14 protein-coding genes are annotated in these 15,507 nt (G+C 66.5%); 2 read left to right on the top strand and 12 right to left on the bottom strand.

What is annotated here, in order from left to right:
- Positions 1–439: 439 nt before the first annotated feature.
- The 12 genes from PO768_RS03605 to PO768_RS03550 form a co-directional block, all read right to left on the bottom strand.
- Positions 440–1,849, bottom strand: a complete 1,410-nt coding sequence (locus PO768_RS03605; protein ID WP_272644929.1) for a S1 family peptidase — start codon at positions 1,847–1,849, stop codon at positions 440–442.
- 7 nt (positions 1,850–1,856) lie between these two features.
- Entirely contained in the window at positions 1,857–2,768 is a 912-nt protein-coding gene (locus tag PO768_RS03600; protein ID WP_272644928.1) for a serine protease, read from the bottom strand.
- A 5-nt stretch (positions 2,769–2,773) separates the two neighbouring features.
- Positions 2,774–3,790, bottom strand: a complete 1,017-nt coding sequence (locus PO768_RS03595; RefSeq protein ID WP_272644927.1) for a hypothetical protein — start codon at positions 3,788–3,790, stop codon at positions 2,774–2,776.
- A gap of 10 nt (positions 3,791–3,800) precedes the next feature.
- Positions 3,801–4,001, bottom strand: a complete 201-nt coding sequence (locus PO768_RS03590; protein ID WP_272644926.1) for a hypothetical protein — start codon at positions 3,999–4,001, stop codon at positions 3,801–3,803.
- A gap of 224 nt (positions 4,002–4,225) precedes the next feature.
- Positions 4,226–5,110, bottom strand: coding sequence for an alpha/beta fold hydrolase (locus tag PO768_RS03585; RefSeq protein ID WP_272644925.1), 885 nt, complete (start codon positions 5,108–5,110; stop codon positions 4,226–4,228).
- Positions 5,107–6,180, bottom strand: a complete 1,074-nt coding sequence (locus tag PO768_RS03580) for a branched-chain amino acid ABC transporter permease (RefSeq protein WP_272644924.1) — start codon at positions 6,178–6,180, stop codon at positions 5,107–5,109. Before PO768_RS03580 ends, PO768_RS03585 begins: the two co-directional genes overlap by 4 nt.
- Positions 6,180–7,169 (bottom strand): branched-chain amino acid ABC transporter permease, encoded by a 990-nt coding sequence (locus tag PO768_RS03575; RefSeq protein ID WP_269841214.1) that lies wholly within the window; start codon positions 7,167–7,169, stop codon positions 6,180–6,182. The genes PO768_RS03580 and PO768_RS03575 overlap by 1 nt, the downstream gene beginning before the upstream one ends.
- Entirely contained in the window at positions 7,166–7,906 is a 741-nt protein-coding gene (locus tag PO768_RS03570) for an ABC transporter ATP-binding protein (RefSeq protein ID WP_272644923.1), read from the bottom strand. Before PO768_RS03570 ends, PO768_RS03575 begins: the two co-directional genes overlap by 4 nt.
- Positions 7,903–8,646 carry an ABC transporter ATP-binding protein gene (locus tag PO768_RS03565; protein ID WP_272644922.1) on the bottom strand — a complete coding sequence of 248 codons (744 nt, stop codon included), beginning with the start codon at positions 8,644–8,646 and terminating at the stop codon, positions 7,903–7,905. Before PO768_RS03565 ends, PO768_RS03570 begins: the two co-directional genes overlap by 4 nt.
- A gap of 154 nt (positions 8,647–8,800) precedes the next feature.
- Positions 8,801–10,015 (bottom strand): substrate-binding domain-containing protein, encoded by a 1,215-nt coding sequence (locus PO768_RS03560; protein WP_272644921.1) that lies wholly within the window; start codon positions 10,013–10,015, stop codon positions 8,801–8,803.
- A 203-nt stretch (positions 10,016–10,218) separates the two neighbouring features.
- A complete protein-coding gene (locus PO768_RS03555; protein ID WP_262970207.1) occupies positions 10,219–11,754 on the bottom strand; it encodes a methyl-accepting chemotaxis protein in 1,536 nt (511 codons plus the stop codon).
- Between the two features lie 129 nt (positions 11,755–11,883).
- Positions 11,884–13,350 carry a sigma-54 interaction domain-containing protein gene (locus tag PO768_RS03550; RefSeq protein WP_272644920.1) on the bottom strand — a complete coding sequence of 489 codons (1,467 nt, stop codon included), beginning with the start codon at positions 13,348–13,350 and terminating at the stop codon, positions 11,884–11,886.
- A 149-nt stretch (positions 13,351–13,499) separates the two neighbouring features.
- Here PO768_RS03550 and PO768_RS03545 point away from each other — a divergent pair, with 149 nt between their 5' ends.
- Together PO768_RS03545 and PO768_RS03540 are read left to right on the top strand one after the other, a co-directional pair.
- On the top strand, positions 13,500–14,183 hold the full coding sequence (locus PO768_RS03545) for a GntR family transcriptional regulator (protein ID WP_262970208.1): 684 nt from the start codon (positions 13,500–13,502) through the stop codon (positions 14,181–14,183).
- Entirely contained in the window at positions 14,173–15,480 is a 1,308-nt protein-coding gene (locus tag PO768_RS03540) for a malonyl-CoA decarboxylase (RefSeq protein WP_272644919.1), read from the top strand. The genes PO768_RS03545 and PO768_RS03540 overlap by 11 nt, the downstream gene beginning before the upstream one ends.
- Positions 15,481–15,507 lie beyond the last annotated feature (27 nt).

Genomic DNA, 15,507 nt, shown 5'->3' with positions numbered 1-15,507 from the left:
CAATCCTGTGCTGGCGGTCGACTGCAACTGCACGGGCGACGTTCTCGAAGGTGAGACGCACCACCGGGCCTATTGGTCGATTGGCTACCGCGAAGCGGTCGTTGGTGGCGGTCGGCTTGTGGCCGGGTGCTGGTGTCCACTCGGCGAAGTTCATCGCCCGAGAGCAGTCCCTCAGAGGTTGCGTCCTGAACAGCCGCTTCAGGGCGAGCAGTTCCGAAAGCTGGCGGGCTCGACTCGGCAAGGAACGCTAGTTCGCGAGCGACTGCATTTCGGCAGACTTGCCTTAGAGACCATGAATCCGAAGGCGCTCAATCGCAGGTCTGGCATCTGCGTCCGTTCAACGCCCAACACACACTACCCTGAAGCAGAGTTCGACCGAAGCTAGAGTAGCCGGGATTGCGATTCGCTCGTCAGGTCAGGTTCGCTCCGACACCGACAATTACTTTTCCAGCGCAATCCAGCCGAGGTAGCGATCTACGCGCGTGTTCCTACCGTATTTGAGACAGGCTAGGTCGCCGCCCGATGTGACGCCGGCGACCACCCATTCCTTCTTGCCTCCCTGATCCAGCACAAACATGGCGGGCCCGCCGCTGTCGCCCTGGCAGGTGTTTACATCCGGAAAGTCGTACTTAAAGGTAGTGGCGTTCAGTTCAGAAATCGGGATGGGCACGAAGCGCTTAACGCCGAGATCCGCCGGCGAGTTGTCCACCAATTGGTAGCCGTATCCGACGAACGTCAACGCCGTCTTTTTGTCTAGCAGCTCGGACATCGCTGGTGTGCCCGTATGAAGCTTCACGGTGCTCATGACTCCGCTGACCATTCCATGCAGCTTCACGATCGCGATGTCGTCCTTCAACGACTTATCGTCGTATTTGAATCCGAGCTCCCCTTTTGGGAATCGAACGCCTTTGACGGCGACGGACCCCTCCGGCTTCCACGCGTTGAGTCCCGTTACGAAGGTCAGCCGCTTAATGTCGCGCTCGTATACGCAGTGCGCCGCAGTGAGCAGGGTGTCTTCGGCGATCAACGTGGCCGAGCAGTGGGGGCGCCCCTCCTGCAGAAGGGCCCCAACCTGCGGAAACTGACCTGCAGTCGCGTCACGGCCGCCGACAATTCGCGGGTACAACTTTGCGCTTTCCAGCAGTGGTGCGCGCACGAGTCTGACGCCGACCAGAGCGTCAGCACGCGCGGAGGCGTTACAGCAGCCGCCCTCGTTGGCGACGTTTGCGTCTAGCTTAGCCGATACCGTGTACACGCGCCCAGGTCCGCCTTGGATCGTGACTTTGCCGCCGGCCGACGGCACCGGAATGGACTTTGCCTCTTCGTCCTTCGCTTCCACCGAAGCGCTCACGTTCTGCAGCGAACCGGGTGTGCTGACCACCAATTCATACGGTTGTACGCGCGCGTCGGCGTCGAAAGAGATTGTGAATACCGCGCCGACCTTCGCGCTGGCTCGGCCCACGGTGTCGTTAGGTAAGATACCCAGGCAGGCATTGCCACCACACGTCACGCAGTTGCGAAAGTGGCCACCCGCCGCCTCCGCATTAATCGTGGCATGAATGGTGGCGGAATCCTTTTCCACCCGGCGCGACAAGATCGTCGCCCCGGCAACCGCCGTGCTGCGGCGGCCGTACGGCATGCATTGCGAATCCTCGGTGCCCTGCAGATTAACGGACGCCCGTTCGGTGTGATCCTGCGAGGCCGACGGAACTCTGTACGCCGCACCGCTGGCGGACGTGCTCGTTGCTACGTGGATTTTGTACTGCTCCAGCGCGGCGGCGGGCGCGACCATTGCCACCATCGCAAACAGCGCAGCGGCTAAACTCAAAACCAAGCTTGGCGTGACCATGGCCAAGTCAGGGCGCGCCGACACCGGAGGTCTTGCGGATCCACTCCGCGAATGCACCTACGCGAGTGTATACGCCGTATTTCCAAGGCTTGGCGCAACCGTGGCCCCAGCTGACCACGCCGACCAGCGTCGGTTCGTCACCGGCGGTGACCGCAGGGCCGCCGCTGTCGCCTTGGCACGAGTCCTTGCCGCCTTCGTCGCGTCCCGCGCACACCATCCGAGCGGTGATAGCGCCGTCGTAACTGGTGGACTGATTGCAACGGCCGAGGGGTACGACGGGGACATCCACAGTCATTAACAAGATGCTCCCGGCTCCCCCCTGCTTGGTTGCGCCCCAGCCGGAGACCGTTAAAGGCGTACCTGCCGATGGTTCCTTCGTGGTAGTGGCAAAGCGAATCGGCGAAATAGCGGGACCGGGCGTCAAGGGGACTGCGAGTTCGAGCAGCGCGATATCGTGGTCGCTAGTGTCCTTGTTCCATTGCGGATGTACCACGAGCAGCTTGACCTCGACGCGGCGCGACTTCGCGTCCGAGAGCGAGTGCGTGCCGGGCAGCACCGCGACCTGCGACGGCAACATGCCGCCGTCGACGCAATGGGCTGCAGTCACCACCCATTTGGGCGCGATGAGGGTGCCGCCGCAGAACTGCGCCTGCGCGTTGTCGTTGATCCCCGCGACCAGCAGACCGACTTGCCAAGGGCGAGAGCCGGGCTGCGCCGGTTCGCCACCGACGACGCGCTGCGAGTCATTGCCGGCCAGGGCTCGCCGGATGGTGGCCACGTAGGGTACAGAGCCCTTAACGACAAAAGAGCGTTCTTCCTTGATGCGCTTCTTACCTTCGGCTGAAACGGGATCGTGCGCAATGGCACCGATGGCGATCACGACGAGCGCCGCAGCGTGGAGCACTTGCTTTCTCTTCATGTCGCTTACTCCTTGGCTTCATTGATCTTCTTCTTGGCGTCTGCAACTTTCTCCGATAGGCCGGAAAGGAAGTCGAGCACAGCTATGAGGTCGGCGAGGCTCGCATCGTTGTCGAGTGTGTTCTTTGCGAAGGCATCTTGCGCCTTCTGCACCTTATTCAGCAGGGTGACCAGGTCGACCTCGGCGTAGCGCTGGTAGGCCTCGAGAGCGGTATTCATCCTTGTAGCGGCCTTGTGGCGCCCTACGAACGCATCCGCTGCCGACATCTGCTGCGATTGCTTGTAGTGTGCGGCTGCGAGCCACAGGGCTTCCTGGCGACGATGCTGGAGGCTGTTTTGCAGTTCCTTCGAATTGCGCAGTGTTTCGAGAGCCGCCTTGAACTCTCTGGAGGCTTTCTCGTCACGCGCGAGTCGCTTCAATGCGGCCACTCGTGCCTGAGTGTCGACGGCCCCGGCAACGAACTCGAGGAGCGTCTTTATGCTGGGCCAGACCGCGACGACCGCCGAGAAGCCCTTCACTTTCGGCGTCGGCAACAAGGCGGCCACATCGGCGTCGCATGCCGTCTTGCGCTTGAGCATCTCGTCGCGGATTTCCTGGGTTGCCGGAGTCTCGTACACGAGTTTTCCTGCCGCGGCAACACTGGCCACCTTGCCAGCCAGGCTGGCATCGTCCGGATTACCGGCCGCAGCAGCGACGTAAGCCTGGTAGGCCCCCAACTGCGCCAGCGCAAGTGACAGGTCGACCAAACTGGGCTCATACGCGCGGCACGCAAGGTCCTTGAAAGTGGTGGTCATCTCGGGGCTCATTGCATCGGCGGGCGACACCGTCAAGGCCGCGGCGTATATTCGGCTCGCAGACGCTTGGTCGTCGACCAGCGCCTGAAGGGCATCGGTCGATGCCTTTATGCCACCGGCATACTTGTCAGCCGCCGAGAGTTTTGCGGTGCCGCATCCTGCGAGCCCTGAAACGACGGCGACCAGCAGTCCAATCCTCCATGAAGTGCCGATGGATCCATGCGCCATGAGAGCTCCTTTAGGTAAAGGCAGTGTCCAGCGCGCGCAGGCTGTCCGGAATCCTCCACATTGATGACAGCTTCAGACCCGTCCAGTTTTCTATTGCTGAAGCATCTGGGTTGAGGCACCCATTCGGCAAGATAGAAGTTCCCGGCACCGACCGTTCGGGCAACGTTCGTCCCGCCGACGGTCCGGCATAGCCGATCAAGTCGTGCAGCATGGCTTGTAAGTTGAACCTGCCGTTGAATCTCTGAGCAGGGGATAACCCAGCTGGCCTGAACCATGCGCTGCGAGGCCTCTTTCGGATGGGACTTGCATGGTCCGAGCGGCGGCTCTGCGGCTGCAAGCTAGAGGCTGTGAGTGTCGCCTTCGGGTCGATCGCTGGCACCCGCGAATGACCGCTGTCTGGCATCCCGCGCCGCGGCCATGCCGCAGCCAGTTTGCTTAGGGTTGACCGGCCGCTATCGCTGCAATCCCGCCCCCTCGCACCCCACCCAAAAACCGCTCCACCAGCGCAAACTGCTCCGGCACATTGAGCGCCGGCGCATGGCCGCAGCCGGCGATGGTGGCGACCACGGCGCGCGGGCCGCGGCTGCGCATCGCTTCGGCGGTCTCGGCCAGCAGCAAGTCGGAGTCTTCGCCGCGCAGGCACAGCACCGGCAGGTCCAGACTGTCCCAGGCGTCCCAGAGCTGGTAGTCCTGCGGGTGGTGGATGAACTGCTGGACCATGGCGGGGTCGTAATGCGGCGTGACACGGCCGTCGGGCAGGCGTCGTACCGAGGTCTCGGTCAGATGGCGCCACTGCGCGTCGCTCAAGGCACCGTAGGGCTTGTAGACCTGGCGGAAATACTGCTCCAGCTCGCTCACCGTGTCGAAGGCCGCCGGGTTGCCGGCATAGCTGCGGATGCGTGCGATCGCCGCCTCGGCCAGCTGCGGGCCGTTGTCGTTGAGCACCAGGCGGCGGATGCGGCCGCGCAAGGGGCCGGCCGCGGCCAGGGTGCCGATCGCGCCGCCCATCGAGGTGCCGACCCAGTGGAAAGCGCCCAGGCCCAGCTGGTCGACCAGGTCCACGGCCAGCTTCACATAGAAGTCCAGGCAGTACTCGCTGGCCGGGGCCGGGCTCCATTGCGACAGGCCGCGGCCCAGCGTGTCGGGACAGATCACGCGGTAGCGGCCGCTCAGATGGCGGGCCAGCTCGTCCATATCGCGGCCGGTGCGCGCCAGCCCATGCCAGGCGATCACGACCTCGGCATTGCCGGCACCCCATTCGGTGTAATGGATCTCGCGGCCGGCGCAGCGCAGGTAGTGGGAGCTGAAGGATGCACTCATGGCGAGTTCTCCTGGGCCCGGGCGCGCAGCCGCCCGACGATGCCGCTGGGGAAGTGATAGACCGCCAGCACGAAGAGCAGGCCCAGCCAGAGCAGCCAGCGATCCGGTGCGATCAGCTGCGACAGCAGCGGCACGCCCTCCACCGCCCCGGCGCCCAGCTTCATCAAGTCCTGCAGATAGTTCTGCGCCAGCACGAAGAGCACGCTGCCTATCACCGCACCGTAGATCGTGCCCATGCCGCCGATCACGACGATCAGGAGGATGTCCAGCATGATCTCGAAGGACAGCGAGGTGTCGGGCCCGTTGTAGCGCAGCCAGAGCGCCAGCAGCGCGCCGGCCAGGGTCGCGAACAGCGCGGCCAGCACGTTGGACCAGGTGCGATAGACCACGGTGCGGTAACCGATGGCCTCGGCTCGGAAGTCGTTCTCGCGGATCGCCTGCAGCACGCGGCCGAACGGCGAGTTGACGATGCGCAGCATCAGCAGCACCAGGGCCACGGTGGCGAAGAACAGCAGGTAGTAGGAGGCGAAGCGGCCGTCGATGGCCGCGCCCAGAAAAGGCTGCTCCAGATACTCGGTGCCGGGCTGCAGGGCCTCGGGCACCTTGAAGCTGAGCCCGTCCTCGCCGCCGGTGAAGTCCGACAGCTGCGAGGCCAGGGTCAGAAAGGCCGAGGCCACGGCCAAGGTGATCATCGCGAAGAAGATCGCCTTGACCCGCAGGCTGAACAGGCCGATCAGCAGGGACAGCAGGAGCGAGACCGCCAGCGCACCGGCAAGACCTGCCCCCACCGCGGCCCAGCCGGGGCCCATCCGCGAGCTGGCGATCGCGATGCCATAGGCGCCGATGCCGAAGAACATCGTGTGGGCAAAGCTGACGATGCCGGTATAGCCCAGCAGCAGGTCGTAGCTGGCCACCAGCACGATGAAGATCAGGATCTTGGCGGCGACGTTCAGCGCCCGGGTCGACGGGAAGATGAAGGGCGTCAGCGCCAGGCCCAGCACCGTGGCGATCAGCAGCAGCGACAGCAGCCTGCTGCGCGGCAGGTCGTGGGAAAGAAGGGCTTTGAGCATCATCGATTCGTGACCGGATAAAGCCCTTGCGGGCGCCACAACAGGATGGCCACCATCAGCCCGATATTCGAGAACAGCGCCACCTTGGGCGCCAGAAAGCCGGTGTAGTTGGCCATCAGGCCCACCAGCAGCGCGCCGACGAAGCAGCCCAGGGTCGAGCCCAGGCCGCCGATGATGATGACGATGAAGATCAGGGTGTTGACCTGGGCGCCGATCTGCGGCGTCACGCTCTGCTGGTACAGGCCCCACATCACGCCGCCCAGGCCGGCCAGCGCCGAGCCGCCGACGAAGACGCCGACGAAGAGCCGGCGGATCCGGTAGCCCAGGCTTTCGACCATCTCGCGGTCCTGCACGCCCGCGCGTATCAGCAGGCCGAGCTTGGTGCGGTTCAGCAGCCACAGCAGGCCGGCGAACACGGCCAGCCCCAGCAGCACGGCCAGCACGCGGAACTTCTCGACCGCCACATCGCCGAACAGCAGCGCGCCGCGCAGGCCCTCGGGCAGCGGCAGCGCGATCATCTGCGCGCCCCAGATCATCTTGATCAGCTCCTCGCCGATGATCATGCCGCCCATCGTGATCAGGATCTGCTTCAGATGCATGCCGTAGACCGGCCGCACCAGCACCCGCTCGAAGGCCAGGCCGACCGCCGCGGCCACCGCCATGCCCACCGCGCAAGCCGCAGCCACCGCGATCAGATTGCTCAGCAGCGAGGGGCTGGCGGTGAATCCACTCATCGCCCCCAGCACCGTGGTCGCCATGAAAGCGCCCAGCGCGATGAAGACGCCATGGCCGAAGTTCAAGACGTCCATCAGCCCGAACACCAGGGTCAGGCCCGAGGCGATGATGAAGATGATCAAGCCCATCGCCAGGCCGGCCAGGGTCAGCGTGGCCCAGGTGCTGGGGCTGCCGATCAGCGGCAGCGCGACCAGGGCCAGGCCCAGCAGCAACAGCAGCGGCATGAGGTTCTTGCGTTCGGCGCTGATGATCATTGGTGCGCTCCCAGCGACAGACCCAGGAGACGCTGCTGCAGTGCCTCGTCGCCGGCCAGCTCGGCCATCGCGCCGCTGTGCACGACACGGCCATCGTCCATCACCGCGACCCGGTCGCCCAAGGCCTTGGCCACCATGAAGTTCTGCTCGACCAGCAGCACCGTGCTGCTGCCACTGCGTTTCAACTCGCGCAAGGCTTCGATCATGTTCAGGATGATGGCGGGCGCCAGGCCCTTGGAGGGTTCGTCGATCAAGAGCAGGCGGCGCGGCTCTATCATCGCGCGGGCGATGGCCAGCATCTGCTTCTGACCGCCGCTGAGCTTGCCCGCGGGATGCAGCCAGAAGGTCTTCAGCGCCGGAAAGAGGCCGAACAGCCAGTCCAGGCGCTGCGTGTCCAGCTCGTCGATGGCGCGGGCCTTGCGCGCGGCCAGCAGCAGGTTCTCGCGCACCGTCAGGTCGCCGAAGATGCCCATGTTCTCGGGCACATAGGCGACGTCGCGCTGCGCGATCTCGGGTGTGGTCGCGGCGGTGATGGGCCGGCCGTCGAACAAGACCTGACCCTGGCTGGCCTTCCACAGGCCCATGATGGTTCGCAGCGTCGTGGTCTTGCCGGCGCCGTTGCGACCCAGGAGCATCGTGACCTGGCCCTCGGGCACGGCCAGGTCGACGCCGTGCAGGATGTGATAGGCGCCGATATGGGTATGCACCCCCTCAAGGCTCAGCAAGGGCTTGCTCATGCCGCCACCCCGAGATAGGCGTTCTGCACCACGGGCGAGGCGATCACGGCGGCCGGCTCGCCATCGGCGACCAGCTGGCCGTTGTGCAGCACGATGATGCGGTCGGCCAGCTCGCGCACCACGTCCATCTTGTGCTCGACCAGCAGGATGGTGTGGCGCCCTTCCGCCTTCAGCGCGCGTATCAGGTCCAGGATCACCGGCACCTCGTCGACGCTCATGCCGGCGGTCGGCTCGTCGAACATATAGACCTTGGGCTGCAGCGCGATCAGCAGCGCCACCTCCAGCTTGCGCTGGTCGCCATGCGGCAGGCTGGCCGCCGGTGCGTCGGCCCGGGCGCCCAGGCGCACCCGCTCGACGATGGCCTGCGCCTCGTCCAGCAGCTCGCGGTGGCTCAGCCACACGCTCAGAAAGTTCAGCCCCATGCCGCGCCGCGCCTGCACCGCCAGCCGCACGTTCTCCAGCACCGACAGGTTAGCAAACAGCTGGGTCAGCTGAAAGGCCCGCCCGAGGCCACGGCGCGTGCGCTGCGGCGCCGACAGCGGGGTCAGGTCATGCCCGTCGAGCGACACCGAGCCGGCGCTGGCGCGCAGCTGCCCCGAGATCAGGTTGAAGTAGGTCGTCTTGCCGGCCCCGTTGGGGCCGACGATGGCGGTCAGCGTACCCGGCGCGAAGGCGCAGGACACGCGGTCGACGGCCACATGGCCGCCAAACCTTATTGTGAGATCGCGGGTTTCAAGCATGGTATTTCACAACGAAGTGGCACAGCCCGAGGCGTAGCGAGCGGACGCAGGACTAGGCGCGGGGGGACCCGTGGACCGGAACGTACTTCCTGTACGTGAGGATCCACGGGAGGACCCGCAACGACGGCCTGCGTTCGCGCAGTAGCCGGCGCCCTCAACGCTTGTTGCGAACGGGCACCTGCATTTCCTCAGGCTTGATCTCGCGGATCAACTCCGGCACGCCCCAGGGGAAGGCCGGATCCACCTTGATCTTGAAGTGATACATGGACTGCATGGCCTGATGGTCTTCCGCGCGGAAAGTCATCTTCCCCTTCGGCGTCTCGAAGCTCATGCCCTCCATGGTCTTGATCAGCTTGTTGGTGCTGGTGTCGCCGGCGGTCTTCTTCAGCGCCTCGACCACCGCGATCGCCGCGCTCATGCCGCCGGCGGTGAAGAAGTCCGGCGGGCTCTTGAACTGCTTGTAGTGGTTGGCCACCAGCCACTCATTGGCCGGGTTCTTCGGGATGCCGAAGTAGTAATAGGTCGCGCCTTCCATGCCGGGGAAGGCCTTGTAATTGACCATCGCCGGCATGATGTTGCCGCCGGTAGCGATCTCGATGCCATGGCGCTTCAGGTCCAGATCGGCGATCTTGAAGGGGTTGCCGGCGCCAGCCCAGATGATGAAGATCACCTTGCGACCGGGCTGGTCCTTCAGCTTGTCGATCAGGCGCTGGGCGCCGGCGGTGAAGTCGGTGGTCGTCGTTGGCAGGTACTCTTCGTGAACGATCTTGGCCTTCTTGACCGCGTCCTTGAAGGCCTTCACGCCGTCACGGCCAAAGGCATAGTCCTGGGCCAGGGTCGCAATCGTCACGCCCGGCTTGTCCAGCGCGACGGCATTCGAGATCGCGTCCTGGCTGGAGTTGCGGCCGGTGCGGAAGATGTATTTGTTCCACTTGTCGCCGGTGATCGAGTCGGCCACGGCCGGCTCCACCAGCAGGATCTTCTTGTACTCCTCGGCCACCGGCAGCAGGGCCAGGGCCACTCCGGACGAGGTCGGGCCGACGGCCAGATCGGCCTTGTCGTCGCCATAGGCCGCGGCCAGCAGGTTCTTGCCCACATCGGGCTTGCCCTGGTCGTCCTTCTCGATCACCACCAGCTTGCGCCCCGCCACCACCATCGAGCCACCGGTCGCATAGTCCAGGCCCATCATGAAGCCGGTCTGGGTCTGCTTGCCATAGGCTTCCAGCGGCCCGGTCTTGCTGTAGATATGGGCGATGCGGATGTCCTTGCCCGCCTGGGCCAGCGCGGGCGCCGGCGCATACACGGCGGCCAAGGCTGCGATCAGAGCGGTGAGGACAAGGCGCTTGCTGGAAAGGGATGGGGTGGTCATCGGGTCGTCTCCTTGTTGTGGCTCGCTGAGCTTGCCCCATCAAGATGCACATCCCATGCCCGAACGCACCAAACTGGTGTAAACCCCGAGAAGCCACCGGCCAAGCGCCCCGATGGGCGGCGCTCGGCCGGGCAGCCGCATCGAACGCGCGTCCGGAAAGCAGGCGTTGCCTGAAATTCAGACAGTCAATCGGCGGCCTGTGTCTAGATCTTGAACACCGCCACCGTCGCGCTCAGCTGCTGGGCCTGCTGCTTCAGCGATTCGGCCGCCGCCGCGGTCTGCTCGACCAGGGCGGCATTCTGCTGTGTCATGTCGTCGAGCTGGGCCACCGCCTGGTTGATCTGCGCAATGCCCTCGGACTGGCCGCTGCTGGCCTGGCTGATCTCGCTGACCGTGGTCGTGACGCGCTGCACCGCGCCGAGGATGTCGCCCATGGTGTCGCCGGCGCGGCTGACCTGCTGGCTGCCGGCCGAGACCCGCTCGGTCGAATCGGTGATCAAGGCCTTGATCTCCTTGGCCGCCTGGGCCGAGCGCTGCGCCAGGCTGCGCACCTCGGCCGCGACCACCGCGAAGCCCCGCCCCTGCTCGCCGGCCCGGGCCGCCTCGACGGCGGCGTTCAGCGCCAGGATATTGGTCTGGAAGGCCACGCCGTCGATCACGCTGATGATGTCGGTGATCTTGCGGCTGGCGTCCGAGATGCCGTCCATCGTGCGCACCACCTCCTGCATCGCCGCCGCGCCGGCGCGGGCCTGCCCGGCGGCCGTGTCGGCCAGCGCATTGGTCTGGTCGGCCGCCTGGGCCGAGTGGCGCACCTGCTGGGTCAGCTCCTGCATCGAGGCCGCCGTCTGCTGCAGATTCGAGGCGGCCTGCTCGGTGCGCGAGGACAGATCCTGGCTGCCCAGCGCCACCTCGCTGGAGGCATGGCCGATCGACTCGGTGGCTTCGCGGATGGCCCGCACCAGCTCGGTCAGGCGCGTTTGCATCGCCACCACCTCGCGCAGCACCAGGCCCAGCTCATCGGGCCGGCCGGGCTGGATGTCGGCGCGCAGATCGCCACCGGCCACCGCATGCATCAGCGCCTGCATGCTGGCCAGGCGCTTGCGCAGGCCGCGCACGAACAGCTCCACCCCGCCCAGCGCGAGGCCGCCGGCCAGCAGCACCAGCACCAGCGTGAACACCGCGTCCTGGCGCGCCACCGCCTTGACATCGTCGACATAGACGCCCGAGCCGATCACCCAGCCCCAGGGCGCGAAACCCAGCACATAGCTGCGCTTGGGCTCGGGGTCCTTGGCGCCGGGCTTGGGCCACAGATAGTCGACATAGCCGGCGCCGCTGGCCTTGACCACCTCGACAAACTCGATGAACAGGCGCTTGCCGTTCGGGTCCTTGTTCTGGCTCAGGTCCTGGCCATCGAGCTTGGTGTTGATCGGGTGCATCACCATGCGCGGGCTCATATCATTGATCCACAGGTACTCGTTGCCCGAGTAGCGGATCTTGCCGATGGCCGCCGCTGCGGCGGCCTTGGCCTCGGCCTCGGGCATCGCGCCGGACCTGGCCTTCTCATAGTGTTCGCGGGCGATCTTCTCGCCCAGCTTGACCTGATCCACCGTGGTCAGCATCTTCACGCCCAGCAGGCTGCTGGAGGCCCGGTAGGTCAGCAGCAGCACCAGGGCCACAAAGCCCAGCACCACCACCAGCACCGCCAGGCGCAAACGGGTGGCCAACATCAGATTGCCCATGACTGTCTCCTTCTTATCGTCGCGATCACCGCGCGGCCACTATGCGGGCAAGCGTCGGCGCGGCGCAAGGGCGAGACGCGCACAAACAACTGATCTCGGCTCAGGCCGCCCCGGGCTGGCGGCTATTTGTCACGCCGCGCCGAGATCGGGCCAGCGCGTCAGGCGCTCGTAAAGAGAGGCCCGCGAGATCTGCAGCAGCCGGGCGGCCGCCATGCGATTGCCCTCGGTCAGCGCCAGGGCCTCGGCAATGGCCTCGCGCTCCAGCGCCTCGATGCGCTCGGGCAGCGGTCGGATGTGGTGCGGTGCCTGCGCAGCAGCCGGCGGCGCCTCGGCCGGCGCGGGCAGGCAGGCCAGCGCGGCCGGATCGAAGCTGTGCACGCCCAGCTGGATCTCGTCGCTCATCAGGCTGGCCTGCTCCAGCACATTGCGCAGCTGGCGGATATTGCCGGGCCAGGGCTGCCGGGCCAGCCAGTCCAGCGCCTCGGGGCTGAGCTGGCGCTGCGGCATGCCGCTGCGCCGCGCGATGTCCTCGCCCAGCGTCTCGGCCAGGGCCTCGATGTCCTCCAGGCGCTCGCGCAGCGGCGGCAGCTTCAGCGGCAGCACATTGAGCCGGTAGAAGAGGTCGGCGCGGAACTCGCCGGCCGCCACCATCGCGGCCAGGTCGCGGCTGGTGGCGGCGATCACCCGCACATCGACGCGCCGCACCGTGTTGCTGCCCAGCGCCTCGAACTCCTGCTCCTGCAGCACCCGCAAGAGCTTGCTCTGCAGCGCCAGCGGCATGTCACCGATCTCGTCGAGAAAGAGCGTGCCGCCATCGGCCAGCGCGAACTTGCCGTCGCGGCCCTTGCGGTCGGCGCCGGTATAGGCGCCCGGCGCGACGCCGAAGAACTCGGCCTCCAGCAAGGTGTCCGGCACGGCCGCGATATTGATGCTGACCAGCGGCCCGCCGGCACGCCGCGAGGCCGCATGGATGCCGTGCGCCAGCAGCTCCTTGCCGGTGCCGGTCTCGCCCAGCAGCAGCACCGGCGCATCGGTCTGCGCAACACGGCGGGCCTGGCGCTTGAGCTCCAGCGCGGCCGGGCCGGCGCCGATGAAGCTGGCGATGGTGTGCTTGGGGCGGCGATTCCTGACCTGCTCGGCCGCCAGCCGGCGGTGCGCCTCGTCGAGCTCCTGCTGCAGCCGGCCGAACTTGGCGATCAGCGGCTGCATCGTGGTCTCCGGGTGATCGAGCAGGACCACGCCCAGCGCACCGATCACCTCGCCGGCGTCGCTGCGCAGCGGCAGGCGGCTGACCAGAAAGGTACCGGCCTTGTTGCTCAGCAGGTCCACCAGGATGGGCTGGCCGCTGTCGATCACCTGGGCCATCAAGGTGTTGGGCACCACCTCCTCGACGCGGCGGCCGACGAAGTCGGACTCGTGCTCGAAACCCAGGCCGGGCAGGAAGCGCTTGTAGCCCTCGCTGATCCAGACGATGCGGTGCTCGCGGTCCAGCACCATCATGCCCTGGGCGCTGGACTCCAGCAGCTCGAACATCGTGCGCGCCGCCAGGCGCAGCACGCCGGGCGCATCGAGCGGGAGTTGGGAGCTGTTGATCACGAATGTCTGCGCAGCGGGAAACGGCGGCCGGCCGGCCACAGCCTGCGCAATGTAGCAGTGCGCCAAGGCCGTCGGCGCGGCTGCGGGTCTACCCCGATGCGGGCTCCGCACAGGGCTGTAATTATGTAATCACCAATTCGCCACAACCCATGAACAGCCCCGACCTCCCCCTGCGCGGCAGCTCGATGCACGATGCGGTGGCGGCGCGCCTGCGGGCGATGATCTTCGAGCGCGAGCTGGCACCCGGCGCGCTGGTCGACGAGAAGGCGCTGGCCGAGCAATGGGCGATCAGCCGCACGCCGCTGCGCGAGGCGCTGAAGGTGCTGGTGGCCGAAGGTCTGCTGGAGCTGCTGCCGCGCCAGGGCTGCCGCGTCATCGAGATGCACGACACCGACGCCAACGATCTGTTCCCGGTAATGGCGATGCTGGAGGGGCGCTGCGCCTTCGAAGCCGCGCGCAAGGCCACGCCGGCCCAGCTGCTGCAGCTGCAGCAGCTGCACGAGCAGCTGGAGCTGGCCGCAGCAGCCGGCGACATCGACAGCTACTATCGCGTCAACCATGTCTTTCACAGCCTGCTGCAGACCTTGGCGGCGAACCGCTGGCTGGAGCGCGCCACCGGCGATCTGCGCAAGTTCCTGCGCCTGCTGCGCGGCCGCCAGCTGAAGTCGCCGGGCCGGCTGCAGGCCTCGCTGGACGAGCACCGCCGCCTGCTGGCCGCGCTGCTGGCCGGCGACGCGGCCGGCGCCGAGGCCGAGATGCAAGCGCATCTGCTGGCCCAGCTGGGCGCCCTGCAAGCGATGAACCACAGTGCCGAGGTGAACCATGCTGGATGAGCTCAGACAAGCCTCGGCGCTGCGGGGGCTGCGACGCCAGCAGCGCCAGGTGCTGATCGATGCGCGCCGCCTGCTGTCCGAGCGCGGCGAAGCCAACAGCCTGGGCCAGGCGCGTGAGCTGCTCGACAAGATCGCTCGGCTGCCTCCCGAGGGGCTGGACGAGCTGTTCGAGCGGCTGAGCCTGGACTTCAACCCCGATCCGCAGGCCGTGCTGCTGGCCGCCCAGGCCTATGCCGCCGAGCCCAATGCCGCCCATCTGCTGGCGCTGAGCCGGGTCAGCGAGCCGCCGCGCCAGGAGCTGTTCCGCCGCCTGAACCGCGCGCCCGGCGCCACCGGCGTGCTGGTGCGGCTGCGCCGCAATCTGCTCGGCGGCCTGGCCCGGCATCCGGAATGGCGCAGTGTCGAGTCCGATCTGCTGCATCTGTTCGGCTCCTGGTTCAACCCGGGCTTTCTGCAGATGCGCCAGGTCGACTGGAACTCGCCGGCCCAGCTGCTGGAGCAGATCATCCGCCACGAGGCCGTGCATGAGATCGACGGCTGGGACGATCTGCGCCGCCGCCTGCAGCCGGACCGCCGCCTGTTCGCCTTCTTCCATCCGCAGCTGCCGGACGAGCCGCTGATCTTTGTCGAGGTGGCGCTGCTGCCGGAGATGCCGGCCGCGATCGCGCCGCTGATCGACAAGAAGGCCGAAACCATGGCGCCGGACAAGTTCAAGGTTGCGGTGTTCTATTCGATCAGCAATTGCGAGCCCGGGCTCAAGGGCGTGTCGCTGGGTAATTTCCTGATCAAGCGGGTGGCCGAGCATCTGCAGCGCGAGCACCCGAAGCTGAAGACCTTCTGCACGCTGTCGCCGATTCCCGGCTTTACCGCCTGGCTGCAGCGCAGCAGCGATTTCAGCGCGCTGAAGCAGCTGAAGAAGCCGCAGCTCGAGCGTGCCCGCGAGGCCCGCGAACTGCTGCTGCAGGCCAGCGGCGGCGAACTCGCCAAGCTGAGCCAGGCCGAGACGCTGGCCAAGCTGGACAGCGCCGCCCAGCAGGCGCTGCAGCGTCTGGCTGCGGTCTATCTGGTCGGCCAGACCACCGGCGCGCAGGGCGATCCGGTGGCGCGCTTCCATCTGGACAACGGTGCCCGCCTGGAGCGGCTCAACCCGATGGGCAATCGCGCCGCCAAGGGGCTGAAGCAAAGCTGCGGCATGATGGTCAACTATCTGTACGACCTCGGCAAGATCGAAGGCTATCACGAGGCCTTCACCCAGGGCGAGATCGCCTACTCGCGCGGCGTCGCCGCGCTGCTTTGATTCCTATCCACAAGCCGCCCCACGCGG

This window comes from Paucibacter sp. XJ19-41, from assembly GCF_028462495.1.
In the GTDB taxonomy this organism is placed as follows: domain Bacteria; phylum Pseudomonadota; class Gammaproteobacteria; order Burkholderiales; family Burkholderiaceae_C; genus Roseateles_E.
The sequence above is the reverse complement of the archived record's forward strand: the minus strand, read 5'-3'. Positions and strand labels throughout refer to the sequence as shown.

What these genes read in the sequence shown, in the direction of transcription:
- PO768_RS03605 (WP_272644929.1), bottom strand. Translation starts at nt 1,849, where the DNA reads ATGGTCACGCCAAGCTTGGTTTTGAGTTTAGCCGCTGCGCTGTTTGCG.
- PO768_RS03600 (WP_272644928.1), bottom strand. Translation starts at nt 2,768, where the DNA reads ATGAAGAGAAAGCAAGTGCTCCACGCTGCGGCGCTCGTCGTGATCGCC.
- PO768_RS03595 (WP_272644927.1), bottom strand. Translation starts at nt 3,790, where the DNA reads ATGGCGCATGGATCCATCGGCACTTCATGGAGGATTGGACTGCTGGTC.
- PO768_RS03590 (WP_272644926.1), bottom strand. Translation starts at nt 4,001, where the DNA reads ATGCTGCACGACTTGATCGGCTATGCCGGACCGTCGGCGGGACGAACG.
- PO768_RS03585 (WP_272644925.1), bottom strand. Translation starts at nt 5,110, where the DNA reads ATGAGTGCATCCTTCAGCTCCCACTACCTGCGCTGCGCCGGCCGCGAG.
- PO768_RS03580 (WP_272644924.1), bottom strand. Translation starts at nt 6,180, where the DNA reads ATGCTCAAAGCCCTTCTTTCCCACGACCTGCCGCGCAGCAGGCTGCTG.
- PO768_RS03575 (WP_269841214.1), bottom strand. Translation starts at nt 7,169, where the DNA reads ATGATCATCAGCGCCGAACGCAAGAACCTCATGCCGCTGCTGTTGCTG.
- PO768_RS03570 (WP_272644923.1), bottom strand. Translation starts at nt 7,906, where the DNA reads ATGAGCAAGCCCTTGCTGAGCCTTGAGGGGGTGCATACCCATATCGGC.
- PO768_RS03565 (WP_272644922.1), bottom strand. Translation starts at nt 8,646, where the DNA reads ATGCTTGAAACCCGCGATCTCACAATAAGGTTTGGCGGCCATGTGGCC.
- PO768_RS03560 (WP_272644921.1), bottom strand. Translation starts at nt 10,015, where the DNA reads ATGACCACCCCATCCCTTTCCAGCAAGCGCCTTGTCCTCACCGCTCTG.
- PO768_RS03555 (WP_262970207.1), bottom strand. Translation starts at nt 11,754, where the DNA reads ATGGGCAATCTGATGTTGGCCACCCGTTTGCGCCTGGCGGTGCTGGTG.
- PO768_RS03545 (WP_262970208.1), top strand. Translation starts at nt 13,500, where the DNA reads ATGAACAGCCCCGACCTCCCCCTGCGCGGCAGCTCGATGCACGATGCG.
- PO768_RS03540 (WP_272644919.1), top strand. Translation starts at nt 14,173, where the DNA reads ATGCTGGATGAGCTCAGACAAGCCTCGGCGCTGCGGGGGCTGCGACGC.